Below are 22,153 nucleotides of genomic sequence, written 5' to 3' on the forward strand. Positions count from 1 at the left end.
GTCAGTGCCGGAAATGGCGCTGGCCGGTGAAGATCATGGCCAGACCCAGACGGTCGGCGGCCTCGATCACCTCGGCGTCGCGCATGGAGCCGCCGGGCTGGATCACGCAGGTCGCGCCCACGGATGCCAGAACCTCCACCCCGTCCGCGAAGGGGAAGAACGCGTCCGAGGCGGCGGCGCAGCCCTTGGTCAGCGGGGCGGACAGGCCCATGGCCTCGGCCGCGTCCTCGGCCTTGCGGGCGGCGATGCGGGTGCTGTCCACACGGCTCATCTGGCCCGCGCCGATGCCGACGGTGGCGGCGTCCTTGACATAGACGATGGCGTTGGACTTCACGTGCTTGGCCACCTTCCACGCGATCAGGGCGTCGGCCATCTCGGCCTCGGTCGGCTGGCGCTTGGTCACCACGCGCAACTCGGGCAGGGCCGCCGTGTCCTTGTCCTGCACCAGGAAACCACCCGACACCTGCTTGAACGCAAGGCCGGGGGCCTTCGGGTCGGGCAGGTTCAGCGTGGTCAGAAGGCGCAGGTTCTTCTTGGCCGCGAACACGGCCTTGGCCGCGTCGTCCGCGCCGGGGGCAATCACCACCTCGGTGAAGATCTCGGCGATTTTTTCGGCGGTGGGGCCGTCCAGCGGCTGGTTCAGCGCCACAATCCCCCCGAAGGCCGAGGTGCGGTCGCAGTCGAAGGCCCGGGCATAGGCCTCGGCCAGCGTGGCACCGCGGGCCACGCCGCAGGGGTTGGCGTGCTTGATGATCGCGACGGCGGGGCCGCCCTCAGGCGCGAACTCGGCCACCAGCTCGAACGCGGCGTCGGTGTCGTTGATGTTGTTGTAGGACAGTTCCTTGCCCTGCCACTGCTTGGCCGTGGCCACGCCGGCGCGGGCCGTCCCGTCGGTGTAGAAGGCCGCGTTCTGGTGCGGATTTTCGCCATAGCGCAACGACGACGCCAGCGTGCCCGCGAAGGTGCGGTAGCGCGGCGTTTCGCCCAGCGTCTGCGCCATCCAGCCCGACACGGCAGCGTCATAGGCGGCGGTGCGGGCATAGGCGGTCAGCGCCAGCTTCTGACGGAACGCGAGGCTGGTGGCCCCGTCATGCGCGTCCAGTTCGGCCAGCAGCGTCGGATAATCCTGCACATCCGTCACCACGTTCACGAAGCGGTGGTTCTTCGACGCGGCGCGGATCATGGCCGGGCCGCCGATGTCGATGTTCTCGATGCAGTCGTCGTAATCGCCGCCGCGGGCCACCGTCGCCTCGAACGGATACAGGTTCACGACCAGCAGGTCGATCGGCTCGATCCCGTGGGCGGCCATGGCCACCAGATGTTCGTCGTCGTCGCGCAGGGCCAGAAGGCCGCCATGGACGTTGGGATGCAGCGTCTTCACGCGGCCGTCCATCATTTCCGGGAAGCCCGTGATCTCGGCCACGTCCCGGACCGGAAGGCCGTCGCCGCGCAGCGCGCTGGCCGTGCCGCCGGTGGAGATCAGCTCGATCCCCCGGCCATGCAGCGCGCGGGCGAGGTCGAGAAGCCCCGTCTTGTCCGAAACGGACAGCAGCGCGCGTCCGATATACACGAGGTCGGTCATGGTCAGGCTCCTGTCGGCAGATCGCGGATGGTCAGCGGAGTAGCGTCGGATTTGGCAAAGGTCCAGTCGATGCGCGCGGGAAAGCGCGGAACCGCGTGGGGAAGGACGATGGTGTGGCCCCCGTGCAAACGGGCACCGTCCGCCGTGAACCGCCAGACCGTTCCGTCGGGCAGTGTCAGGCGCAACGCGTCCGGTTCCTGTTCGGCGCGGATGTCGGGATGCAGGGGAAAGGTCAGCATCATCTCCACCGGGCGGGGGCGGCGGGCACGGGGTTCCAGCCGGTCGCTGCCCGTCAGGCCGTGGCCGTCGGGCGTCAGCGACAGGCTGCGGGTGCAGAGCATCCCCTTCCACCCGTCATGCCCCGCCACCAGATCCGTCGGCCCGTGCTGGGCCGTGATGTGCGGGCGGGCGGCCTTGGCCCCCAACACCTGAAGCCCCGCGCGGCGGTTGGTCGCCGCGATCACAATGGGGCAACGGCCCGCCGTCAGTTCGAAGGCGAAGTCCGGCGCCGACACGTCCATCAGGACGGAGCTTCGGCCCCGCATCAGCCGCATCAGCCCCATCCCCTGCGGCGGCACCGGCCCGCGCACCCTCGACGCCACGAGCGCCGCGTCCAGCTGCACGGGATCGCTGTCCGCACCGCTCCGAAGCCCCGTCACCCGGCCATCCGCATGCCGCATCATCCGCAGAGTGCCGGTGGCGTCCTCGATCACCGACAGTGCGGCCTCGGGCCACGTGTCGCGCAGGGCCACCAGCAGGATCAGCGCCTGCAACAGGTCATCCGGGCGGCGCGGCAGCGGGGGCAGCGGGGGCAGGGCGGGCCGGATCCCCGGCCGTTCCAAAGCGAGTGCGGCGGCTGACAGGCCCGCCAGCGCCGCGATCCGCGGCCAGCCGGGCGCTGCGCCCTGCCAGCGGTCCGCGAGATAGGCGGACTGACGGCACAGCGCGTCCATCACGGGGGCGGGCACGCCCCGGGGATACAGGAAGCGGGCATGGGTCAGCCAACGCAGAAGGCGCAGGCCCGTCGCCTCGGGCGTCCAGCCGCGGCCCGTGCCGAAGGTGGTGACCCAGTCGCCGGCCATGCGGGCGGCAAAGCGGCCGGTGCGTTCGTCGCCCAGCGCGGCCAGGTCGTCCAGCCAGCCGAAGGCCATCGCGTCGGGCGCGCCCCAGACCGTATCCTGCGCCAGAAGCGCCTCGGCCCGGTCGGGGTTGCCGGTCAGGGGCAGGGGGGGCATGGGCAGCAGACGCTCGGCCGGAACGGTGTTCTTGCTGCGCCATGCGGCAATCCGGTCGCCCAGCCTTGTGCCTGTCATCGTGTCCCCGTCCCTTTGGCCAAGGATAACCGACGCTTGGCGTCCTGTCATCGGCGACGATGACAGGATCGTGACCTATTTGCGCAAGGACACCATGAAGAAGCCGTCCATGCCGCCGATGTCGGCCCAGTGGTCGGGGCGCAGGCGCAGGCCGCCGCCCTCCGTCACCCAAGTCGGGTCCACGCCCTCCAGCTGCGGCGGCAGGACGGTCAGGCCGGGATGACGCTCCAGCGCGGCGGCCAGTTGCGCCTCCCCTTCCTCGGGGAAAAGCGAGCAGGTGCAGAACACCAGCCGTCCGCCGGGTTTCAGAAGGCCCAGCGCGTGATCCAGCATCTTCGCCTGAAGGTCGACAAGGCCCGCGACCTCCTCTCCCGTCTTGACGAAGGGCAGGTCGGGGTGGCGGCGAACCGTGCCCGTGGCGGAACAGGGGGCGTCCAGCAGGATCGCGTCGAAGGGTTCGTCCGTCCAGGTCAGCACGTCGGCGGTGACCACGGTCGCCGTCAGCCCGGTGCGGGCCAGATTCTCGGCCAGCCGCTTCAGCCGGGGGGCGGAGATGTCGACGGCCGTGACCTTGGCCCCGGCATCGGCCAGTTGCAGCGTCTTGCCGCCGGGGGCCGCGCACAGATCGGCGATCCGTTCGCCCGCCTGCGGGGCCAGAAGCCGCACGGCCAGCGCCGCGGCGGCGTCCTGCACCCACCACTGCCCTTCGGCAAAGCCGGGCAGGGCGGAGATCTGGGTCCCTTCGGTCAGGCGCAGGCTGCCCGTGGGCAGGGCCGTGGCGTCGGGCAGGGTGGTGGCGTCGCGGCGGGGCGTCAGGTCCACGGGCGGGGTGCGGGCCTGCACCTCCTCCATCGCGGCCACGGCCTCGCGCCCATAAGTGCGGACCAGCGGTTGGCGCAGCCAGCGCGGCAGGCGCTGGGGGGGAAGGTCGGCAAAGGCGTCGGGCGTGTCGGCCACCTTGCGCAGCACGGCGTTGACGAAGCCCGCCTGATGCGCCGTCTTGCGGCCATGGCGTACGATGTCCACGGCGGCGTTCACGGCCCCATAGGCGGCGGTGCCGCCCACGGCCATTTCCACCACCGCCAGACGCAGAGCGTTCTGGACCAGCCGCGGCGGGGCGCGGCGGACATGGGGCTCCAGCACCCGGTCGGCTTGTTCCAGGTGCCGCAGCACCATGGACACCAGCCGCTGCGCGCGGGCGCGTTCCGCGGGGGGCAGGCCGTCCAGCGGACCGTTCGGCTGAACCGTCAGTTGCGCCAAAAGCTGCCCTTCGGACAGGATCGCCCCCAGCGAATGAACGGCGGCAAGCCGTGTGCGAAACCCCTCGACCGCCATGCAGCCCCCTTGTTACTTTGGCTTCCAGCGGTATATCAGCCGCACCCCTTTCACAAGGAGACGCCCATGACCGAGCGTTCCGAACTGCCCCCCGCCGCCCTGCGCGCCTTGGCCGAAGCCGAAGAACGCCGCCAGCAGGCCGCGCAGGACCTGCCGACCGAATTGGGCGGCCGCGACGGGCCCGAACCCGTGCGCTATGGCGACTGGGAGAAGAAGGGCCTCGCCATCGACTTCTAGGGGCGTCTACAGCCCCAGCACGTCCATCATGGAATAAACGCCGGGCTTCTTGTCCTGCCCCCAGAGCGCGGCCTTCAAGCCGCCGCGCGCGAAGATCCCGCGATCGCTGGCGATGTGGGAGAGGGTGATGCGCTCGCCCTCGCCGGCGAAGATCACGTCATGTTCGCCTACGATGGACCCGCCACGGATGGACGAAAATCCGATGTCGCCCGGCTTCCGTTCGCCGGTGATGCCGTCGCGGCCGGAATCGCGCACATCGGCCAGTGTCACGCCGCGCCCTTGGGCGGCGGCCTCGCCCAGCATCAGCGCGGCGCCCGAGGGTGCGTCGACCTTCATGCGGTGATGGGCTTCCACGATCTCGATGTCCCAGTCGGCGTCCAGCGCGGCGGCGACCTTGCGCGTCAGCCCCAGCAGCAGGTTCAGCCCGAGGCTGGTGTTGCCCGACCGCACGATCACGGCGTGACGGGCGGCGGCTTCGATCTTGGCCAGATGATGCGGTTCGAACCCCGTCGATCCGCACACATGCACGGCGCGGGCCTGAGCGGCAAGGCCTGCGAACTCCACGGACGCGTCGGGGGTGGTGAAGTCCAGCACCCCTTGGGCGCGGGCGAACGCCTCCAAGGGATCGTCGGTGGCCACGCAGCCCACGGGCGCGCCGCCCATGGCCACGCCCACGTCCTGACCCACCCACGCATGCCCCGGCCGCACCACGCAGCCCGCCAGTCGCGCCTTGTCCGAGGCCAGCACCGCCCCGATCAGCAGCCGGCCCATGCGGCCCGCGGCGCCCGTCACGACCATTCCGGGAAGTTCCGTCATCGCATCCTCCGTTTTTCGGGGTGATAACGCGGAAAGGCCGGATTGCGAAGGGCACGCGAAACCACTACATCGCGCAACATGGCAAGCAACAGTTTCTCCGCGGGCAAAGGCCCATCGCAACGTCAGCTTCGCGTCGGCGAACTGATCCGCCGCGTCATGTCCGACGTCCTGAACCGGGGAGAGATCCACGATCCGGATCTGGAGAACGCCTCCATCACGGTGGGCGAGGTGGTTCTGTCCAACGATCTGAAGATCGCGACCGTCTACGTCATGCCGCTGGGCGGGGGCGACGTGCAGGCGATCATCGCCGCGCTGGCCCGCAACAAGGGCGAACTGCGCCACCGCGTCGCCAAGGAGATGACGCTGAAATACGCGCCCGACCTGCGCTTCCGCCCGGACGAGACGTTTGACCGTCTGGACGAGACGCGGCGCCTGTTTGCCGACGAAAAGGTGCAGCGCGACCTACGGGCCGATGACGCCGACGATGCGGAATAGCCTGCTGGGCGCGTTGGCCGCGCTGTTTCTGCCCGTCGCGGGCCAGGCCTGCGAGGCGATCAGCTATCGCGGTCAGGGCTATGTGCTGTGCGAGGCGACGTCCGCCGACGATCTGCGCATCTTCCAGACGGGGGCGGACGGCCGCACCTATGGCAGCTTCACCCGCGTGAACAACGCCCTGCGGGATGAGGGCAAGCGGCTGGGCTTTGCCATGAACGCCGGCATGTATCACCCCGACCGCAGCCCCGTGGGCCTGATGATCGAGGATGGGGTCACCCGCAAGGATCTGGTCGTGGGCCCTTCCGAAGGCAATTTCGGGCTGGAGCCGAACGGCGTCTTCTGCATCGGCGAGCGTTTCCGCGTGGTGGAAACCCGCGCCTTTGCCGCCGATCCGCCGTCCTGCCGCTTTGCCACCCAGTCCGGGCCGATGCTGGTCATCGACGGAGAGCTGCATCCGCGCTTTCTGGTGAACAGCGACAGCCGCTACATCCGCAACGGTGTGGGCGTGTCCGGGGACGGGGCGACGGCGTATTTCGTGATTTCCACCGATCCGGTGACGTTTCACGAGTTCGGCAGCCTGTTCCGCGACGCGCTGAAGGTGCCGGACGCGCTGTTCTTCGACGGCTCCATCTCGCGTCTCCATGCGCCGGAACTGGGGCGGGACGACATCGGGTTTCCGCTGGGGCCGATCGTCGGGACGGTCGTGGACCGCTGACCCGCAGGCGCACGGGGATGTTGACCCGAAGGGCCTGCGCGGTGTAGCAGGCCGCTTCTTCAACGGAGGTGACGTGATGGGACGCAAGCGCAAAGGCCGTGCGGTATCGGGCTGGCTGGTCGTGGACAAGCCGGCGGGCATCACCTCCACCTCGGTCGTGAACAAGGTGCGCTGGGCGTTCGACGCGCAGAAGGCGGGCCATGCGGGCACGCTGGACCCGGCCGCGACGGGCGTTCTGGCCATCGCGCTGGGCGAGGCGACGAAGACCGTGCCCTACATCACCGACGCGCTGAAATGCTACCGCTTCATGGTGCGGTTGGGGCAGGCCACGACGACCGATGACGCCGAAGGGACGGTGATCGCCGAATCCCCCGACCGTCCGGACGACGCGGCCATCACCGCCGCGCTGGCGCCGTTCCGGGGCGACATCATGCAGGTCCCGCCGCAGTTTTCCGCCGTGAAGGTGGACGGCGAACGCGCCTACGACATCGCCCGCGCGGGCGAGGAGATGGATCTGGCCGCCCGCCCCCTGTTCGTGGAGAGCCTGATCCTGCTGTCGCGTCCCGACGCCGACCATGTTGAGTTAGAGATGGTGTGCGGAAAGGGCGGCTATGTCCGCTCCATCGCGCGGGATCTGGGCGCGGCCTTGGGCTGCCACGGCCATGTGCAATGGCTGCGCCGCACCTGGTCCGGCCCCTTCACCGCCGAGGAAGGGATCAGCGTCGAGGAGATTGACCGGATGGCCAAAACGGAAGAACTGGACACCCATCTGAAACCGCTGGAGATGGGGCTGGCCGACCTGCCCGAACTTCAGGCGACGCCCGAAGGCGCGGCGCGGCTGAAGAACGGCAATCCCGGCATGGTGCTGACCGGTGCCGATTATGGTGACGAAGCGTGGGCTTCGTATCAGGGGCGCGCCGTGGCCGTCGGCGTCTACAAGGGCGGCGAGCTGCACCCGAGCCGCGTGTTCGTCGAATGATCGAACGCACGCATGTGAAGGGGGACGCCCCCTCCACCGCCGTCTATTCGGACGATGAGCGGTACCGTTTCCTGCTGACCCGGACGTGGGACCCAGCGGGAAAGAAGGCGCTGTTCATCATGCTGAACCCTTCCACCGCGACCGAATACCAGAACGACCCCACGGTGGAGCGGTGCGAGCGGCGGGCGCGGACGCTGGGCTTTGGCGCGTTCCGCGTGTGCAACATCTTCGCTTGGCGCGACACGGACCCGAAGAAGATGCGCGCCGCCCCCGAACCCGTGGGGGCCGAGAACGACGCCGCCATCGTGGACAGCGCCTTCTGGGCCGACACCATCGTCTGCGCCTGGGGCACGCATGGTGCCTTTCTGAAGCGCGGCCCGCGGGTGGAGGCGCTGCTGCGCGCCACGGGCCGGCCGCTGCACCATCTGGGCCTGTCAAACGGGGGGCATCCGAAGCACCCGCTTTACATCGGCTATGCCGTTCAGCCGGTGCTGTGGGCCCCCACCACCATGTGAGTCGTGACGGCGGCGAAGAACACCCCGCTGGCCGTCAGGACGAAGACGTGCCAGATCGTGCGGTGGAACGGCATCCGGTGGCGCAGGTAGAACAGCGTCCCGATCATGTAGATGCCCCCGCCCACCCCGATCATCGTCAGGACGGGCGCGGACATGGTGGCGAACAGCGGCCAGCCCACGACAAGGCCCATCCAGCCCATGGCGATGTAAAGCCCGAAGCCCACCCATTCGAACCGGTTCGGCGCCAGAACCCGCAGGGCGATCCCCGCCAGTGCGGCGGTCCACAGCAGGATGATGACCGGCACCTCCGTTGCGCCGGACAGCATGACAAAGGCGGTGTAAGTGCCCGCGATCTTGATGTAGATGGCCGAATGGTCCAGCCGCCGCAGGATGGCGTTCCAGCCCGGGATCGACACCATGTTGTAGAGCGCGGAACAGACCAGCATCGCGATCAGCGTCGCGCCATAGACCCCGATGCCCACAAGGGCGGCGGTCTGCGGGCGCAGAAAGGCCGTCAGGGTGATCAGGACGGGCACGGCCGCCACGGCCAGCACCGTGCCCAGCACATGCACGCCAGCATCGCTGAGCCGTTCGGATCTGGAATAAACGGTGCGGCGCATGGTGATGGACATGGTTGCAACCTAGGAACCGGACGATGATCCGTAAACCTTTGTCTTGGGGCAGGCGGCGCATTGCCGCAGAAGGCTACCTTGCGCAATAAAATAACGCCTTGAGGCTGTGTATCTTGTGCATTATGACGCTCCTTAGCCAAAAGCCGGAGGATTCCCGATGCAGAATGCGCGTTTCGACAAGTCGAAGCTTCCCAGCCGCCACGTGACCGAAGGGCCCTCGCGCGCCCCGCACCGCAGCTACTTCTACGCCATGGGCATTTCCGAGGAAGAGATTCACCAGCCCTGGGTCGGCGTCGCCACCTGCTGGAACGAGGCCGCGCCCTGCAACATCGCCCTGAACCGTCAGGCGCAGTCGGTGAAGATGGGCGTGAAGAAGGGTGGCGGCACCCCGCGCGAATTCACCACGATCACCGTGACCGACGGCATCGCCATGGGGCATGAGGGGATGCGCTCCTCGCTCGCCTCACGCGACGCCATCGCCGACACGGTGGAACTGACGATGCGCGGCCACTGCTATGACGCGCTGGTGGGCCTTGCGGGCTGCGACAAGTCGCTGCCAGGGATGATGATGGCGATGGTGCGGCTGAACGTGCCGTCGGTCTTCGTCTATGGCGGGTCGATCCTGCCGGGCAAGCTGAACGGCAAGGACGTCGTGGTGCAGGACGTGTTCGAGGCGGTGGGCAAGCACGCCGCGGGCACCATGTCGGACGCCGAGCTTCAGATTCTGGAACGCGTGGCCTGCCCTTCGGCCGGCGCGTGCGGCGGGCAGTATACCGCCAACACCATGGCTTGCGTGTCCGAAGCCATCGGGCTGGCGCTGCTGAATTCCTCCGGCGCGCCGGCGCCTTACGAATCGCGCGACCAGTATGGCGACTTCTCGGGTCAGGCCGTCATGAACCTGCTGGAAAAGAACATCCGCGCGCGGGACGTGGTGACGCGCAAGGCGCTGGAAAACGCGGCGCGCGTCGTGGCCTGCACCGGCGGCTCCACCAATGGCGGCTTGCACCTGCCCGCCATCGCGCATGAGGCGGGGATCGACTTCGACCTGTTCGACGTCTGCGACATCTTCCGCGACACGCCTTACTTCGTGAACCTGCGTCCGGGCGGCGATTACGTGGCCAAGGACCTGTTCGAAGCGGGCGGCGTGCCGGTCGTGATGAAGGAACTGGCGCGGGCGGGGCTGCTGCATCTGGACTGCCTCACCGCCTCGGGCGAGGAGCTGGGCGAAAGCCTGGGCCGCATCACGCATGAACCCGACGGCAAGGTCATCCACTTCATCGACGCGCCGATCACCAAGACGGGCGGCGTGGTGGGCCTGAAGGGCAACCTCGCGCCCGAGGGCGCTATCGTGAAGGTCGCCGGCATGTCCGAGGCCGAGCAGGTCTTCCGCGGCCCGGCCCGCGTCTTCGAATGCGAGGAAGAAGCGTTCGAGGCCGTGCAGAACCGCGGCTATGCCGAGGGTGACGTGATCGTCATCCGCAACGAAGGCCCCGCCGGCGGCCCCGGCATGCGCGAGATGCTGTCGACCACCGCCGCCTTGTCGGGGCAGGGGATGGGTAAGAAGGTGGCGCTGATCACCGACGGTCGCTTCTCGGGCGCGACGCGCGGGTTCTGCGTGGGCCATGTGGGCCCCGAGGCGGCGCATGGCGGCCCGATCGCCCTGCTGCAGAACGGCGACATGATCACGCTGAACGCCGTCACGGGCGAATTGTCGGTCGATCTGACGCCCGAGGAGATGGACCGGCGCCGTCAGGCCTGGAAGGGCCCGCGTCCGACAGAATACGAGTCGGGCGCGCTGTGGAAATACGCCCGTCTGGTGGGCGGCGCGCGCCATGGCGCCACAACCCATCCGGGTGCGGCGGCGGAAAAACACGTCTACATGGATCAGTGATCCTTCCGGCCCCGCGCGCGATCTTCCGTGCGCGGGACCCGGCCGGAGGAGGGGTTCATCCTCCAAATCTTTGATTGCATGGAAGATGATTCCGCGCGACAACAACGCAAGCATCAACCGGCAGGGTATTGCTCGTGGGACAGGACCAGGGAAGCTGGATCGAGCGCAGGCTCTTTCGGCACAGCATGGCCCATTGGGCCCAGGAGGCGGAGCGGGCCGAAACAACGGAACTGCCCCGCCTGAAGACGTTGCGACGCCGCGCCTGGTCGCTGCGCACGCATCTGGACCAGCTGATCGCGCACAGCGAAAAGCGTCTGCGCGTGCCGCCGGCCATTCCGCGTCCGCTGGGCACGGACTGGATCTGGCGTCCGGGCCTGTTTACGCAGGCGCAGCGCATGGGCTTCGCCTCCTCCGACCGATCGACCATCTGTCAGGACGTGACGCTGTTCCACGACTGTTCCCTGAACGAGATCGGGGTGAAGCAGGTCGCCAACCGGGACCCGTCCTCGGAAACGCCCTATGCCCTTCAGATCGACGTGTTCGAGTTTCGGGGCGGCTTCCTGTCGCTGGCGATCGAGCTGCCGGACGACGCCGTGGCCAGCCTGCGCCGCAAGCATCTGGTGGCCCTGACGCTGACGGCCGATTCCGAACGTCCGGGCCGGATCTTCGCGCGGCTGAACGTGCGCCACGGCCCCAACACCGAACAGATCCTGGCCGAGATCGACGAGGATCGGACGGCCGAGTTCGACCTGTCCTATTCCAAGCTGAACGAGGCGCGGGCCGAGAAGATGTGGCTGGACCTGATCTTCGAGAACCCGCGGATGAACCGGATCGTCCTGCGCGATCTGACCATGACGCGCAGACCGCGGGCGGAGATGTAGAATGGCGCAGCTGATACGCGAAGGACTTCGGGCGGGTGTCTGGCACGGGATGGTGCTGGGGGCGGCCGAGCCGCGGATCGAGGTTCTGCTGAACGGTGCCCCCGTGCCGGAGGTGACCGTTGCCGACGAGGGCGACGGGCGCCACCGCCTTTCGGTCCCCATCCCCGCCGAGGCGCTGGAGGACGGGCTGCAGACCTTCGTCATCCGCGACGGCGAGGAGGTTCTGGGCCACTTCACCATCGGTGCGGGCGAGGGGATGGAGGCCGACCTGCGGGCCGAGATCGACCTGCTGCGGGCCGAACTGGAACTGCTGAAACGGGCCTTCCGCCGCCACTGCACCGAAACCTCCGCGTGACGAGTGCCCTCCTGCGTGCTAGCTGCAGGATATGGACCAGTTGCCCTCAAAAGAGCAGATCCTTCAGTGGATCACCGATCACCCCGCCCAGGCCGCCAAGCGTGACATCGCCAAGGCCTTCGGGATCAAGGGGGGTGCGCTGCGCATCGAGCTGAAGCGCCTTCTGAAGGAGATGGAGGCGGACGGGCAGCTGTCGAAGAAGTCGCGCAGCTATCGCGACGCCTCCGTCCTGCCGCCCGTGTCGATCCTGAAGATCCTGGGTCCGGACGAAGCGGGCGATCTTTTTGCCGAGCCGATGGAATGGGAAGGCGCGGGCGACGCGCCCCGCATCCTGATGCGCGCCGCCCCCTCGGACGCCTTGGGCGCGGGGGACCGCGTGCTGGCCCGCCTTGCGGCGGTGGAGGATGAGGATCACGACTACGAGGCGCGGCTGATCCGCAAGATCGGGTCGAACCCGCTGCGGGTGCTGGGCATCTTCCGCAAGACGTCCGAAGGCGGGCGGATCGTGCCGGTGGACAAGGGTCAGGACAAGGAGTGGATCGTCGGCCGCGACGACACGGACGACGCCCGCGACGGCGAGTTGGTGGAGGGCGAAGCGACCTCGAAGCGCATGGGCCTGCCCCGCGCGCGCGTCGTGGCGCGGCTGGGCGACCCTTCGGCGCCCCGCGCGATTTCGCTGATCGCGATCCACCAGCACGGCATCCCCGACCATTTCCCCGACAAGGTCGTGGCCGAGGCGGAGGCGGCGAAGCCCGCCCCGAAGGGCGACCGCGAGGATCTGCGCGACCTGGCGCTGGTCACGATCGACCCCGCCGACGCGCGCGACCATGACGATGCGGTGTTTGCCGAAACCCTGCCCGACGGGGGCCACATCGTCTGGGTCGCCATCGCGGACGTCGCTTATTACGTGACCCCCGGATCGGCGCTGGACCGCGAGGCGCGGCTGCGCGGAAACTCCACCTACTTCCCCGACCGGGTGGTGCCGATGCTTCCCGACGTGCTGTCGGGCGATCTGTGTTCGCTGCACGAACATGTGGACCGCCCCTGCCTGGCCGTGCGCATGCATCTGGACGCGGAGGGCGAGAAGATCGGCCACCGTTTCGTGCGCGGCATCATGCGGTCCGCGGCCAGCCTGACCTATGGTCAGGTGCAGGCGGCGCAGGACGGCACGCCGGACGACAAGACGGCGCCCCTGATGGATCACGTCATTGCGCCGCTTTACGCCGCGTATGAGGCGACAAAGGCCGCCCGGGCCCGCCGTCAGCCGCTGGAACTGGACCTGCCCGAACGCAAGATCGAGCTGACGGAGGACGGCAAGGTCGCCTCTGTCGCGTTCCGCGAGCGTCTGGACGCGCACAAGCTGATCGAGGAGTTCATGATCCTCGCCAACGTCGCGGCGGCCGAAGAACTGATCCGCCTGCGCCGCCCCCTTCTGTTCCGCGTGCACGAGGAACCGAACGCCCAGAAGCTGGACGCGCTGCGCGAGGTGGCCGAGGCGTCGGGCTTCACGCTGGCCAAGGGGCAGGTGCTGCGCACGAGCCACCTGAACCGGCTGCTGGCGCAGGCCGAGGGCACGGATTTTGACGAGCTGATGAACATCACGACCCTGCGGTCTATGACGCAGGCTTACTACTACCCCGAGAACTTCGGCCATTTCGGGCTGGCGCTGAAGAACTACGCGCATTTCACCTCGCCCATCCGCCGCTATTCGGACCTGATCGTGCACCGGGCGCTGATCTCCGGCCACGGCTGGGGCAAGGACGGGCTGTCGGCCTTCGACATCGACAACCTTGGGGACACGGCGAAGCAGATCTCGGACACCGAACGCCGGTCGATGATGGCCGAACGGGACACGAACGACCGTTATCTGGCGGCGTGGTTGTCGGACCGGGTGGGCGCGGAATTCACCGGCCGCGTGTCGGGCGTGCAGCGGTTCGGCCTGTTCGTGAAGCTGGATGAATCGGGCGCCGACGGGCTGATCCCGATCCGCAGCCTAGGGCACGAGTTCTTCCATTTCGACGCCGACGCGCAGGTCCTGACTGGCGCCGACAGCGGCCTGACCCTTGGCATCGGCCAGCGCGTCCTGGTGCGGCTGGTGGAGGCGACCCCCGTCACCGGCGGCCTGATGCTGGAGCTGCTGGAGCTGGAAGGCGACGCGCTTCCCCGCAAGGCGGTGCGGCGCGGCCGGGGCGGCCCGCGAAAACCCGCCAAGCTGGAGCGGAAGCGCCGCGTCATCCGGTCGCGTCGTTAAGCAGTTCTTTGCCCCGTGGGTCGTTGCCGCTACACTGGCGGCAACGAAAAAAAAATCGAGCGGTGACGACCCATGCGGAACATTCTTCTGACAGCTTCGGTGCTGACCCTTCTGGGTGCCTGCGCCAGTCCCGGCAACGTGACATCCTCCCCCCGGCCGCGGCCGGGCCCGGTCAACGGCGTGGGGACGGAAGCCGGGATGCAGGCCTGGATCGCGGACTTCCGGCCGCGCGCCGAACGGGCGGGCATCAGCCCGGCGACGCTGAACCTCGCCTTTGCCGACGTGCATTACAACGCCGAGGTGGTGAGCCTTGACGGTCGTCAGTCCGAGTTCACGAAGACCGTGTGGCAGTATCTGGACGGCGCGGTGTCGGCGGACCGGATCGCGCAGGGGCGCGCGATGCTGTCCCGCCACGCTGCCACGCTGAACGCGATCGAGGCGCGCTATGGCGTCGACAAGGAGATCGTGGTCGCCATCTGGGGGATGGAATCGAACTTCGGCGGCAACCGCGGCCGCACCCACCTAATCGAGAGCCTGACCACGCTGGCCTATCACGGGCGGCGGGCGGAGTTCTTCGAGACGCAGCTTCTGGACGCGCTGAAGATCGTGCAGGCGGGCGACGTGACGCCCGCGAACATGGTGGGCAGCTGGGCGGGCGCCATGGGGCACACGCAGTTCATGCCGTCGTCGTTCCTGGAATCGGCGGTGGATTTCAACGGCGACGGGCGGCGGGACATCTGGTCGGACGATCCGACGGACGCGCTGGCTTCCACCGCGAACTATCTGGCCAAGGCCGGCTGGCAGCGCGGCGGGATCTGGGGGATGGAGGTGACCCTGCCGCCGGGCTTCAACTATTCCGGCATCGGCAAGGGGAACCGCCTGTCTTCGTCCGCATGGGCGGCGCAGGGGGTGCGGTCGGCGGATGGACGCGCCTTCCCGCAGGGCGAGGCGTCGATCCTGCTGCCGGGCGGGGCCAAGGGCGCGGCCTTCCTGATCTTCCAGAACTTCCGGGCCATCGAACGCTACAACGCGGCCGACAGCTACGTCATCGGCGTGGGCCATCTGGCCGACCGCCTGAAGGGCCTTGGCCCGATCCGCAACATCCCCGCCAACGCCGAACCGCCGCTGAGCCGCAGCCAGACGCAGGAGTTGCAGGAGCGTCTGACCCGGCGCGGCTATGACACGCAGGGCACGGACGGTCGCGTGGGGCCGAACACCGTATCCGCGATCACCGCCTATCAGCGTTCGGCCGGTCTCATTCCCGACGGCTATGCCAGCGCGTCACTCCTGGCGAGCCTTCGTTAGCCGCAGCGGACGGCCGTGATCACGCCGCGCTGGTTCGTTTCCACGTTCAGGCGCGACGGGTCGTGATCCATGGTCACCGCCGTGTCCGGACGGATCACGCGCATGTTGTCGGGCGTGTTGATGTTGACCAGCGTGGCGGAATCCTTGCCGACCCACTGCTGGTAGGGCGCCGCGTCGCAGGTGGCGGCGGGCGTGATGATGGTGGTGCGGGTGGTGGGCTGGCAGGCGGCCAGCGTCAGTCCGGCGACGGCGATTGCGATGTATTTCATGATACGTCCTCCTATGCCGGAGGAAGCTAGTGCGGGCGCTGGCGTCGGCCACAGGCTCTGCTACAACAGCGAAAAGAGGAGCCGTCATGGACAGCCGCACCCCCCGCCTTTGCGTCCTGATCGACGCCGACAACGTGCCCGCCCATTACGCCGAGGCGATCTTCGAGGAGATCGCGTCGCTGGGCGAGGCGTCGGTCCGGCGCATCTATGGTGACTGGTCTGCGCTGCGCCTGAAGAACTGGGCCGAAAAGGTGGCGCATCTGGGGCTGGTCGCCGACCAGCAGTTTTCGAACACGCGCGGCAAGAACGCGTCCGACATCGGCCTCGTGATCGCGGCGATGGACTTCCTGCATTCGGGCCTGTTCGACGGCTTCGTGCTGGTCAGTTCCGACAGCGACTTCACCCGGCTGGCCGCCCGGGTGCGCGAGCAGGGGCTGGACGTCTACGGCATCGGGGAAAAGAAGACGCCCGAGGCCTTCCGCATGGCGTGCAAGCGCTTCATCTACGTGGAGAACCTGACCGCGCGTGAGGATGCGCCGGCAGAGCCTGAGGCCCCCGTGGCCCCGCGTTCCACGAAGGAGGCGCCTGCCAACGCCATCCCGCTGATCGCCGCCGCAATGCGCGCCATCGATCCGGAGGGGGAGTGGTATTCACTGGGCCAGATCGGCCAGTACATCACGCAGGCCAATCCCGACTTCGACACGCGCACCTATGGTGCGGCGAAATTGTCGGACCTGATCCGCAAGGTCAGCCGGTTCGAGGTGGTGCTGGGCGAGGGCGGTCAGCTTCTGGCCCGCGACCTCGCCTGACCCCTCAGGCGAAATAGTCGTTCAGGATGCGGGTGTAGATCGCCTTCAGCTGCGTGATGTCGTCCACCCGCACCCGTTCGTCCACCGCGTGCATCCGGTGGCCCACCAGCCCGAACTCCACCACGGCGCAATGATCCTTCACGAACCGCGCGTCCGACGTCCCGCCCGAGGTGGAGGCTTCGGGCACGCGTCCCGTCTGCGCCTGCACGGCCCCGGCCACCAGCCGCGTCAGATCACCGGGCGGCGTCACGAAGCTGTCGCCGTTGATCTTGGACGACAGGGTGATGACCACGCCCGTCTCCTCCTCGATCTTCGCGGCCTCGGCGGCCAGATGCGCGATCAGGCTTTGGCCGGTGTGGATGTCGTTGAACCGGATGTTGACGGTCGCCCGCGCCTCGGCCGGAACGACGTTCGACGCCGGGTTGCCCACGTCGAACGTCACGGTCGCCAAGGTCGTTGCGTCGAAATGCGCGTTGCCCTGGTCCAGCGGCGTCTCCTCCAGCCGCGCGATCAGGCGTGCAAGGGCGGCGACGGGGTTCTTCGTGCGGTGCAGATAGGCGGAATGGCCCTGCACGCCCTTGGCCGTGAACTTCACGGTGACCGACCCGCGACGGCCGATCTTCATGATGTCGCCCATTTCCGCGACCGAGGTCGGCTCGCCCACAAGGCAGACGTCCATCTTCTCGCCCCGTTCGGCTATCCAGTCCAGCAGGGCCACAGTGCCGTGTTCGGCCTCCGCCTCCTCGTCCCCGGTCAGGGTCAGGATGATCGCGCCGTCGGGCGGGGTCGCGGTCACGAAATCCACGGCGGCGGCGGCAAAGGCGGCCACACCGGATTTCATGTCGGTGGAGCCGCGGCCGTACAGCCACCCATCCTCGATCACGGCGCCGAAGGGATCGTGCGTCCAGTCGGCCACGTTGCCCACCGGCACCACGTCCACATGGCCGTTGAAGCCGAAGGTGCGGTTCGCGCCCGGCCGGCCCCAGCGGGCGAACAGGTTGGAGATGCCGCCCCGATCCACGCGGATGCAGTCGAAGCCCGCCTCGGACAGCACGCGTTCCATCAGGACCAGCGCGCCCCCTTCGTTCGGGGTGACGGAGGGGCAGCGGACCAAGTCGGCGGTCAGGGCAACGGGATCGGTCATGGCATCACTCGTAGAAAGGGGTCATCTGTGCGACGATGACGGAGTTTTCGGCCAGCGCCCGCTCCATCAGCGCGCGCTCCTCGTCGTCGATCTCGTCGCCGTTCTTCAGCCGCTCCTCCAGCGTGCCGTAGCCGGAGACGTCCAGCGGCGCGAGGTCGGCCTGCTTCAGGATCGCGACGGTTTCGCGCACGGCCTCCGCCTCATCCACGCCCGAGGCGTAACAGATCAGGCCCGCGCCCGTGGCCTTGTCAGGCAGGCCGTCGCCGGGCTTGCGCCCCACCTCGATCGCCAAGGTGTAGACCTGTTGGGGACGCTTCTCGCTCATGGATCCATTCCCTGCCGTGTTGCACCGGGTGTCGCAGGTTCGGGGGCGCTTCGCAAGATCGGGGCACCCGGACATGAAAAAGGGCGACCCGAAAGCCGCCCGAAAATCGTTACGAAAAACAGCTTGGAAATCAGGTCTTGCGACGCAGCAGACGGCCCAGGGCGATCAGGATGCAGGCACCGATCACGCCGACCACCAGCTGGCCCAGCCAACCGCCCAGCGTCGCGTCGAACAGCTGGATCAGGATGAAGTTCAGCAGAACGGCACCCAAGATGCCGAGGATGATGTTCATGAGGATGCCCTGATCGGACTTCATCAGCTTTTCGGCGATCCAGCCCGCGAGCGCGCCCACGATGATCGCGGCAATCCAACCCATACCAGCCATGTTTCTGTTCCCCTTGAAAATATTGACTTCGTGGGGGTAACGCGGGGAACAGAAGCGGGGTTCCGCCGATCAGTCGCGCAAAAGCTCGTTGATCGACGTTTTGGACCGGGTTTTCGCGTCCACCTTCTTCACGATAACCGCGCAGTAAAGATGCACGCCGTTCTTCGACGGAAGCGAGCCGGACACGACCACGGATCCGGCCGGCACCTCGCCATAGCTGACGGTGCCCGTGTCGCGGTCGAAGATCTTGGTCGACTGGCCCAGATAGACCCCCATGCCAAGGACCGAGCCTTCACGCACGATGACGCCTTCCACCACCTCGGACCGGGCGCCGATGAAGCAGTTGTCCTCGATGATGGTGGGGCCGGCCTGCATCGGTTCCAGCACCCCGCCGATGCCGACGCCGCCCGACAGGTGGACGTTCTTGCCGATCTGCGCGCAGGACCCGACCGTGGCCCAGGTGTCGACCATGGTGCCTTCGTCCACGAACGCGCCGAGGTTCACGAAGGACGGCATCAGCACCACGCCCTTGGCGATGAAGGCCGACCGGCGCACGACCGCGTTCGGCACGGCGCGGAAGCCGGCGGCGCGCCATTCGGCCTCACCCCAGCCTGCGAACTTGCTGTCGACCTTGTCCCACCAGCCGCCGCCCTGCGGGCCGCCGGACTGCATCTCCATGTCCTTCAGGCGGAAGCCCAGAAGCACGGCCTTCTTCGCCCACTGGTTGACGTGCCAGTCGCCGCCATCACGCTTTTCGGCCACGCGCAGGGTGCCTGCGTCCAGCGCCTGCAGCGTCGATTCGATCGCGTCGCGGGCCTCCCCCTTCGTGGCGGGGGTGATGGTGTCGCGCGCCTCCCAGGCGGCTTCGATGGCGGTTTCCAGCGCGGCGTTCGACATGGGGCATCCTTTCTTTCGGGGTTGGAACGGCTATAAACGCGGGGGGCGCGCCCCGCAACAAAGGACGGCAGATGAACGAAGAGACCCGCAAGCACCCGCTGCGCCATTCGGAGCAGGACCTTGAAACCGCGGACCGCGTGCCGGACACCCCGCAAAGCCGTTCCCCCGCCTATCGCCTCGCCTTTGCCGATCAGGACTTCCTGACGCGCGAGGAGTTGCGCCCGATCCGCCTGCAACTGGAACTGCTGAAGGTGCAGATGTCCTTGGACGAGGAAGGGGTGGACAGCACCATCGTCCTGTTCGGGGGCGCCCGCATCCCCGAACCCGCGAAGAAGGACACGGCCCGCACCCCGGCGCTGGCCGAACTGTCGCACTTCTATGACGAGGCGCGCCGCTTCGCCCATCTGATGACCGAGCGGTGCCTGGCGGATGGCGGCCGCAAGGGCGTGATCTGCACCGGCGGCGGCCCCGGCGTGATGGAGGCGGGCAACCGCGGCGCGCAGGAGGCCGGCGGCCGGTCCGTCGGGCTGAACATCGTCCTGCCCTTCGAACAGGCCCCGAACGCCTATGTGACGCCGGAACTGTCGTTCAACTTCCACTATTTCGCGTTGCGGAAGATGCATTTCCTGATGCGGGCGGAAGCGCTCTGCGTCTTCCCCGGCGGCTTCGGCACCATGGACGAGATGTTCGAGACGCTGACCCTGATCCAGACCCGCCGGATGAAGCGCATCCCCGTGCTGCTGTTCGGTCGCGCCTTCTGGGATTCGATCATCAATTGGGCGGCGCTGGAAGCCTCGGGCACCATCTCCTCCACGGATCTGGAGCTGTTCCAGTACGTGGAAACGGCGGAGGAGGCAGTGGCGGCGCTGGAAGCCTGGACGCCGCCGCCCTTGGGTCCGCTGGTCCGCTAGGCTTTCGAAAGTTCGGATTCCAGCTTCAGCACCTTTGTTCCGTCTTCCTGCGTCAGCAGGTAGGCGGGGCGCTGCTTCGACCCCTTGCGCGTGACCTTCTTGCCCTTCAGCGTCCGCTGCACCTTGCGGGTGAAGACCTCGGTCACCTTGGCCTCGGCCGTGCTGCCGCCCCAGTTCCACTGAACCGGGTCGCCCTTGTGAAATTGCGCCATCTATTTTCTCCCTTTCGCAGGTGAACCGCGAAAGGGGGCGGGCGTTCCCGTCAGACGCCCGCTTCGGCAGCGATCTGCGCGCGGGACTTGCGGGCGCGTTCCGTCGCGGACTTCAGCTGCCCGCAGGCGGCCATGATATCCTCGCCCCGCGGCTTTCGGATGGGGGAGGCGTAGCCCGCTTGGTAGATGATGTCCGCGAACTTCGCGATCCGGTCCGCATCCGACCGCTGATAGGCGCTGCCCGGCCACTCGTTGAACGGGATCAGGTTGATCTTGGCCGGAATGCCCGAGATCAGCTTCACCAGCCGCTTGGCGTCGGCGTCCGTGTCGTTCACGTCCTTCAGCATCACGTATTCGAAGGTGATGCGTTCGGAATTCGACAGGCGCGGGTAATCGCGCAGCGCGTCCAGCAGCGTCTGGATGTTCCAGCGCTTGTTGATCGGCACCAGCTTGTCGCGCACCTCGTCCGTCGTCGCGTGGAACGACACGGCCAGAAGGCAGCCGATCTCCTCGGCGGTCTTCGCGATTTCGGGCACCACGCCCGAGGTGGAGAGCGTGATCCGGCGGCGCGACAGGGTCAGCCCTTCGCCGTCCATCACGACCTTCATCGCGTCCCGCACGTTATCGAAGTTGTAAAGCGGCTCCCCCATGCCCATCAGAACAAGGTTCGACACAAGGCGCGTTTCGTCCTTGGGCGCGCCCTGTTCCGGCCATTCGCCCAGATCGTCGCGCGCCAGCATCAGCTGGCCCACGATTTCCCCGGCCGTCAGGTTGCGGACCAGCTTCTGCGTGCCCGTGTGGCAGAACGAACAGGTCAGCGTGCAGCCCACCTGAGACGACACGCACAAGGTGCCGCGGCCTTCCTCGGGGATGTAGACAGTTTCCACCTCATGCCCGCCGGCGATGCGCACCAGATATTTCCGCGTGCCATCGGCCGAGATCTGGCGGCTGACCACTTCGGGGATGACGATCTCGAAATGCTCCGCCAGTTTCAGGCGATAGTCTTTCGCAAGGTTGGTCATCGCCGCGAAATCGCGCACGCCCCAGTGATACAGCCACTGCCAGACCTGCCCCACGCGCATCTTGGCCTGCTTTTCCGGCGTCCCCATCTCGACCAGCGCCGCGTGAAGCTGCGGGCGGGTCAGGCCGATGATGTTGGTCTTGCCGCCTTCCGGCAGTTTGCGCGGAAGGGTCAGCACGTCCTGCGTGATGGGGGCGGTGGCGTTCATGGCGTCCTCGGGGCGGGGCATGATGTGGGGAAGGCCGTCATATAAGCGATCCCGACGGAAATTTAAATGCAAAAACGCCCCGACACGATGCCGGGGCGCCTTGCAGAAGCCGCATGGCTTACTTGCAGCGGTTCTCGGCTTCCGTCATCGCGGCCGAGAAGCCCATGAGCGAGAAGGTGTCGGCCGTCCGCGTGTCGCGGGCCGAACGGGCGGTCAGCACCGCCTCGGACCCGGCCTTCATCGCGGCCAGGATCGTGGCGTCAGCCGCCTTGTCCGTCGGCCAGGCCCATTCGCCGTCCGTGGCCATGGAATAGGTCTTGCCGTTGATCGCCATGTCCACGGTCGAGCCGCTGGCAAAGGGATAGCCGCCTGTGAAGGACACCTCGCCCGCCGCGCCGGCGCCGGGACGGAAGGTCACGAACAGCAGGATGTCGCCGCGCGACACGTCGGCCGGCTTGCCGTCCTTGGTGTTCACGGTGCTTTTCGGGCTGGAAACGCCCCAGCATTCCTTAGGGCTGTTCTCGGTGAACACGCTCCAGTCGGTCTTGGTCGCCACGCGGTTCGTCGATTCCTGCGCGAACAGCCCGGTCCCCGCCAGGGACAGCATGGCGGCGCCGATCAGGCGCGTGGTCGAAGAATTCATGTCCAGCCTCTCTGCTTCGGCCCGGCC

General features: G+C 67.7%; 25 protein-coding genes. 12 read left to right on the plus strand and 13 right to left on the minus strand.

What is annotated here, in order from left to right:
- Position 1 precedes the first annotated feature (1 nt).
- The 3 genes from purH to PIJ50_RS09830 all read right to left on the minus strand — a co-directional run bounded on the left by purH (position 2) and on the right by PIJ50_RS09830 (position 4,230).
- Positions 2 to 1,582 (minus strand): bifunctional phosphoribosylaminoimidazolecarboxamide formyltransferase/IMP cyclohydrolase, encoded by a 1,581-nt coding sequence (purH, locus tag PIJ50_RS09820; protein ID WP_271974835.1) that lies wholly within the window; start codon positions 1,580 to 1,582, stop codon positions 2 to 4.
- 2 nt (positions 1,583 to 1,584) lie between these two features.
- Positions 1,585 to 2,895 carry a heparinase II/III domain-containing protein gene (locus PIJ50_RS09825; RefSeq protein WP_271974836.1) on the minus strand — a complete coding sequence of 437 codons (1,311 nt, stop codon included), beginning with the start codon at positions 2,893 to 2,895 and terminating at the stop codon, positions 1,585 to 1,587.
- A gap of 75 nt (positions 2,896 to 2,970) precedes the next feature.
- The gene (locus PIJ50_RS09830) at positions 2,971 to 4,230 is read right to left on the minus strand and encodes an RsmB/NOP family class I SAM-dependent RNA methyltransferase (protein WP_271974838.1); all 1,260 of its coding nucleotides are present in this window, start codon (positions 4,228 to 4,230) and stop codon (positions 2,971 to 2,973) included.
- A gap of 66 nt (positions 4,231 to 4,296) precedes the next feature.
- Here PIJ50_RS09830 and PIJ50_RS09835 point away from each other — a divergent pair, with 66 nt between their 5' ends.
- A complete protein-coding gene (locus tag PIJ50_RS09835) occupies positions 4,297 to 4,467 on the plus strand; it encodes a DUF1674 domain-containing protein (protein ID WP_271974839.1) in 171 nt (56 codons plus the stop codon).
- A 6-nt stretch (positions 4,468 to 4,473) separates the two neighbouring features.
- Here the strand turns inward: PIJ50_RS09835 and dapB are convergent, their stop codons facing one another.
- On the minus strand, positions 4,474 to 5,283 hold the full coding sequence (dapB, locus tag PIJ50_RS09840; protein WP_271974841.1) for a 4-hydroxy-tetrahydrodipicolinate reductase: 810 nt from the start codon (positions 5,281 to 5,283) through the stop codon (positions 4,474 to 4,476).
- A gap of 78 nt (positions 5,284 to 5,361) precedes the next feature.
- On the opposite strand from dapB, the gene rbfA reads away from it, so the two are divergent.
- From rbfA to PIJ50_RS09860, 4 genes are all read left to right on the plus strand, one after another.
- A complete protein-coding gene (gene rbfA / locus PIJ50_RS09845; RefSeq protein WP_271974843.1) occupies positions 5,362 to 5,778 on the plus strand; it encodes a 30S ribosome-binding factor RbfA in 417 nt (138 codons plus the stop codon).
- Positions 5,768 to 6,493, plus strand: a complete 726-nt coding sequence (locus PIJ50_RS09850; RefSeq protein WP_271974844.1) for a phosphodiester glycosidase family protein — start codon at positions 5,768 to 5,770, stop codon at positions 6,491 to 6,493. Before rbfA ends, PIJ50_RS09850 begins: the two co-directional genes overlap by 11 nt.
- A gap of 76 nt (positions 6,494 to 6,569) precedes the next feature.
- Positions 6,570 to 7,472, plus strand: coding sequence for a tRNA pseudouridine(55) synthase TruB (truB, locus tag PIJ50_RS09855; protein WP_271974986.1), 903 nt, complete (start codon positions 6,570 to 6,572; stop codon positions 7,470 to 7,472).
- On the plus strand, positions 7,469 to 7,987 hold the full coding sequence (locus PIJ50_RS09860) for a DUF1643 domain-containing protein (protein WP_271974846.1): 519 nt from the start codon (positions 7,469 to 7,471) through the stop codon (positions 7,985 to 7,987). The genes truB and PIJ50_RS09860 overlap by 4 nt, the downstream gene beginning before the upstream one ends.
- Here the strand turns inward: PIJ50_RS09860 and trhA are convergent.
- Positions 7,954 to 8,619 carry a PAQR family membrane homeostasis protein TrhA gene (trhA, locus tag PIJ50_RS09865; protein ID WP_271974848.1) on the minus strand — a complete coding sequence of 222 codons (666 nt, stop codon included), beginning with the start codon at positions 8,617 to 8,619 and terminating at the stop codon, positions 7,954 to 7,956. The two genes, PIJ50_RS09860 and trhA, sit on opposite strands and share 34 nt — an antisense overlap.
- Positions 8,620 to 8,776: 157 nt before the next feature.
- On the opposite strand from trhA, the gene ilvD reads away from it, so the two are divergent.
- From ilvD to PIJ50_RS09890, 5 genes are all read left to right on the plus strand, one after another.
- A complete protein-coding gene (gene ilvD / locus PIJ50_RS09870; protein WP_271974849.1) occupies positions 8,777 to 10,510 on the plus strand; it encodes a dihydroxy-acid dehydratase in 1,734 nt (577 codons plus the stop codon).
- A 185-nt stretch (positions 10,511 to 10,695) separates the two neighbouring features.
- The gene (locus tag PIJ50_RS09875; RefSeq protein ID WP_442900731.1) at positions 10,696 to 11,391 is read left to right on the plus strand and encodes a DUF6478 family protein; all 696 of its coding nucleotides are present in this window, start codon (positions 10,696 to 10,698) and stop codon (positions 11,389 to 11,391) included.
- 1 nt (position 11,392) lies between these two features.
- The gene (locus tag PIJ50_RS09880) at positions 11,393 to 11,746 is read left to right on the plus strand and encodes a hypothetical protein (RefSeq protein ID WP_271974852.1); all 354 of its coding nucleotides are present in this window, start codon (positions 11,393 to 11,395) and stop codon (positions 11,744 to 11,746) included.
- 31 nt (positions 11,747 to 11,777) lie between these two features.
- Positions 11,778 to 13,997, plus strand: a complete 2,220-nt coding sequence (gene rnr, locus PIJ50_RS09885; protein ID WP_271974854.1) for a ribonuclease R — start codon at positions 11,778 to 11,780, stop codon at positions 13,995 to 13,997.
- 72 nt (positions 13,998 to 14,069) lie between these two features.
- Positions 14,070 to 15,302: a lytic murein transglycosylase gene (locus tag PIJ50_RS09890; protein ID WP_271974855.1), complete on the plus strand. Its 1,233-nt coding sequence runs from the start codon at positions 14,070 to 14,072 to the stop codon at positions 15,300 to 15,302.
- Here the strand turns inward: PIJ50_RS09890 and PIJ50_RS09895 are convergent.
- Positions 15,299 to 15,571 (minus strand): I78 family peptidase inhibitor, encoded by a 273-nt coding sequence (locus tag PIJ50_RS09895; protein ID WP_271974857.1) that lies wholly within the window; start codon positions 15,569 to 15,571, stop codon positions 15,299 to 15,301. The two genes, PIJ50_RS09890 and PIJ50_RS09895, sit on opposite strands and share 4 nt — an antisense overlap.
- Before the next feature lie 86 nt (positions 15,572 to 15,657).
- On the opposite strand from PIJ50_RS09895, the gene PIJ50_RS09900 reads away from it, so the two are divergent.
- A complete protein-coding gene (locus PIJ50_RS09900) occupies positions 15,658 to 16,380 on the plus strand; it encodes an NYN domain-containing protein (protein WP_271974858.1) in 723 nt (240 codons plus the stop codon).
- Positions 16,381 to 16,384: 4 nt separating this feature from the next.
- Here the strand turns inward: PIJ50_RS09900 and dapE are convergent, their stop codons facing one another.
- From dapE to dapD, 4 genes are all read right to left on the minus strand, one after another.
- The gene (gene dapE / locus PIJ50_RS09905) at positions 16,385 to 17,524 is read right to left on the minus strand and encodes a succinyl-diaminopimelate desuccinylase (protein ID WP_271974860.1); all 1,140 of its coding nucleotides are present in this window, start codon (positions 17,522 to 17,524) and stop codon (positions 16,385 to 16,387) included.
- Between the two features lie 4 nt (positions 17,525 to 17,528).
- On the minus strand, positions 17,529 to 17,849 hold the full coding sequence (locus tag PIJ50_RS09910) for a DUF8846 family protein (RefSeq protein ID WP_271974862.1): 321 nt from the start codon (positions 17,847 to 17,849) through the stop codon (positions 17,529 to 17,531).
- Positions 17,850 to 17,979: 130 nt separating this feature from the next.
- On the minus strand, positions 17,980 to 18,234 hold the full coding sequence (locus tag PIJ50_RS09915; RefSeq protein WP_271974864.1) for a GlsB/YeaQ/YmgE family stress response membrane protein: 255 nt from the start codon (positions 18,232 to 18,234) through the stop codon (positions 17,980 to 17,982).
- A 69-nt stretch (positions 18,235 to 18,303) separates the two neighbouring features.
- Entirely contained in the window at positions 18,304 to 19,131 is an 828-nt protein-coding gene (gene dapD, locus PIJ50_RS09920; protein ID WP_271974866.1) for a 2,3,4,5-tetrahydropyridine-2,6-dicarboxylate N-succinyltransferase, read from the minus strand.
- Between the two features lie 71 nt (positions 19,132 to 19,202).
- On the opposite strand from dapD, the gene PIJ50_RS09925 reads away from it, so the two are divergent.
- Positions 19,203 to 20,042, plus strand: a complete 840-nt coding sequence (locus PIJ50_RS09925) for an LOG family protein (protein WP_271974867.1) — start codon at positions 19,203 to 19,205, stop codon at positions 20,040 to 20,042.
- Here PIJ50_RS09925 and PIJ50_RS09930 read toward each other — a convergent pair.
- The 3 genes from PIJ50_RS09930 to PIJ50_RS09940 all read right to left on the minus strand — a co-directional run bounded on the left by PIJ50_RS09930 (position 20,039) and on the right by PIJ50_RS09940 (position 22,126).
- Positions 20,039 to 20,254 (minus strand): hypervirulence associated TUDOR domain-containing protein, encoded by a 216-nt coding sequence (locus PIJ50_RS09930; protein ID WP_271974868.1) that lies wholly within the window; start codon positions 20,252 to 20,254, stop codon positions 20,039 to 20,041. The two genes, PIJ50_RS09925 and PIJ50_RS09930, sit on opposite strands and share 4 nt — an antisense overlap.
- Before the next feature lie 50 nt (positions 20,255 to 20,304).
- Positions 20,305 to 21,483 (minus strand): dual-specificity RNA methyltransferase RlmN, encoded by a 1,179-nt coding sequence (rlmN, locus tag PIJ50_RS09935; RefSeq protein ID WP_271974870.1) that lies wholly within the window; start codon positions 21,481 to 21,483, stop codon positions 20,305 to 20,307.
- A 118-nt stretch (positions 21,484 to 21,601) separates the two neighbouring features.
- Positions 21,602 to 22,126, minus strand: coding sequence for an invasion associated locus B family protein (locus PIJ50_RS09940; RefSeq protein ID WP_271974872.1), 525 nt, complete (start codon positions 22,124 to 22,126; stop codon positions 21,602 to 21,604).
- Positions 22,127 to 22,153 lie beyond the last annotated feature (27 nt).

This window comes from Falsirhodobacter sp. 20TX0035, assembly GCF_028307215.1.
Classification (GTDB): domain Bacteria; phylum Pseudomonadota; class Alphaproteobacteria; order Rhodobacterales; family Rhodobacteraceae; genus Falsirhodobacter.

What these genes read in the sequence shown, in the direction of transcription:
- dapB (WP_271974841.1), bottom strand. Translation starts at nt 5,283, where the DNA reads ATGACGGAACTTCCCGGAATGGTCGTGACGGGCGCCGCGGGCCGCATG.
- PIJ50_RS09880 (WP_271974852.1), top strand. Translation starts at nt 11,393, where the DNA reads ATGGCGCAGCTGATACGCGAAGGACTTCGGGCGGGTGTCTGGCACGGG.
- PIJ50_RS09835 (WP_271974839.1), top strand. Translation starts at nt 4,297, where the DNA reads ATGACCGAGCGTTCCGAACTGCCCCCCGCCGCCCTGCGCGCCTTGGCC.
- PIJ50_RS09900 (WP_271974858.1), top strand. Translation starts at nt 15,658, where the DNA reads ATGGACAGCCGCACCCCCCGCCTTTGCGTCCTGATCGACGCCGACAAC.
- truB (WP_271974986.1), top strand. Translation starts at nt 6,570, where the DNA reads ATGGGACGCAAGCGCAAAGGCCGTGCGGTATCGGGCTGGCTGGTCGTG.
- PIJ50_RS09860 (WP_271974846.1), top strand. Translation starts at nt 7,469, where the DNA reads ATGATCGAACGCACGCATGTGAAGGGGGACGCCCCCTCCACCGCCGTC.
- rbfA (WP_271974843.1), top strand. Translation starts at nt 5,362, where the DNA reads ATGGCAAGCAACAGTTTCTCCGCGGGCAAAGGCCCATCGCAACGTCAG.
- PIJ50_RS09910 (WP_271974862.1), bottom strand. Translation starts at nt 17,849, where the DNA reads ATGAGCGAGAAGCGTCCCCAACAGGTCTACACCTTGGCGATCGAGGTG.
- PIJ50_RS09940 (WP_271974872.1), bottom strand. Translation starts at nt 22,126, where the DNA reads ATGAATTCTTCGACCACGCGCCTGATCGGCGCCGCCATGCTGTCCCTG.
- purH (WP_271974835.1), bottom strand. Translation starts at nt 1,582, where the DNA reads ATGACCGACCTCGTGTATATCGGACGCGCGCTGCTGTCCGTTTCGGAC.
- dapE (WP_271974860.1), bottom strand. Translation starts at nt 17,524, where the DNA reads ATGACCGATCCCGTTGCCCTGACCGCCGACTTGGTCCGCTGCCCCTCC.
- PIJ50_RS09830 (WP_271974838.1), bottom strand. Translation starts at nt 4,230, where the DNA reads ATGGCGGTCGAGGGGTTTCGCACACGGCTTGCCGCCGTTCATTCGCTG.
- rlmN (WP_271974870.1), bottom strand. Translation starts at nt 21,483, where the DNA reads ATGAACGCCACCGCCCCCATCACGCAGGACGTGCTGACCCTTCCGCGC.
- PIJ50_RS09890 (WP_271974855.1), top strand. Translation starts at nt 14,070, where the DNA reads ATGCGGAACATTCTTCTGACAGCTTCGGTGCTGACCCTTCTGGGTGCC.
- PIJ50_RS09825 (WP_271974836.1), bottom strand. Translation starts at nt 2,895, where the DNA reads ATGACAGGCACAAGGCTGGGCGACCGGATTGCCGCATGGCGCAGCAAG.
- dapD (WP_271974866.1), bottom strand. Translation starts at nt 19,131, where the DNA reads ATGTCGAACGCCGCGCTGGAAACCGCCATCGAAGCCGCCTGGGAGGCG.
- PIJ50_RS09930 (WP_271974868.1), bottom strand. Translation starts at nt 20,254, where the DNA reads ATGGCGCAATTTCACAAGGGCGACCCGGTTCAGTGGAACTGGGGCGGC.
- rnr (WP_271974854.1), top strand. Translation starts at nt 11,778, where the DNA reads ATGGACCAGTTGCCCTCAAAAGAGCAGATCCTTCAGTGGATCACCGAT.
- PIJ50_RS09850 (WP_271974844.1), top strand. Translation starts at nt 5,768, where the DNA reads ATGCGGAATAGCCTGCTGGGCGCGTTGGCCGCGCTGTTTCTGCCCGTC.
- PIJ50_RS09875 (WP_442900731.1), top strand. Translation starts at nt 10,696, where the DNA reads ATGGCCCATTGGGCCCAGGAGGCGGAGCGGGCCGAAACAACGGAACTG.
- PIJ50_RS09925 (WP_271974867.1), top strand. Translation starts at nt 19,203, where the DNA reads ATGAACGAAGAGACCCGCAAGCACCCGCTGCGCCATTCGGAGCAGGAC.
- PIJ50_RS09915 (WP_271974864.1), bottom strand. Translation starts at nt 18,234, where the DNA reads ATGGCTGGTATGGGTTGGATTGCCGCGATCATCGTGGGCGCGCTCGCG.
- trhA (WP_271974848.1), bottom strand. Translation starts at nt 8,619, where the DNA reads ATGTCCATCACCATGCGCCGCACCGTTTATTCCAGATCCGAACGGCTC.
- ilvD (WP_271974849.1), top strand. Translation starts at nt 8,777, where the DNA reads ATGCAGAATGCGCGTTTCGACAAGTCGAAGCTTCCCAGCCGCCACGTG.
- PIJ50_RS09895 (WP_271974857.1), bottom strand. Translation starts at nt 15,571, where the DNA reads ATGAAATACATCGCAATCGCCGTCGCCGGACTGACGCTGGCCGCCTGC.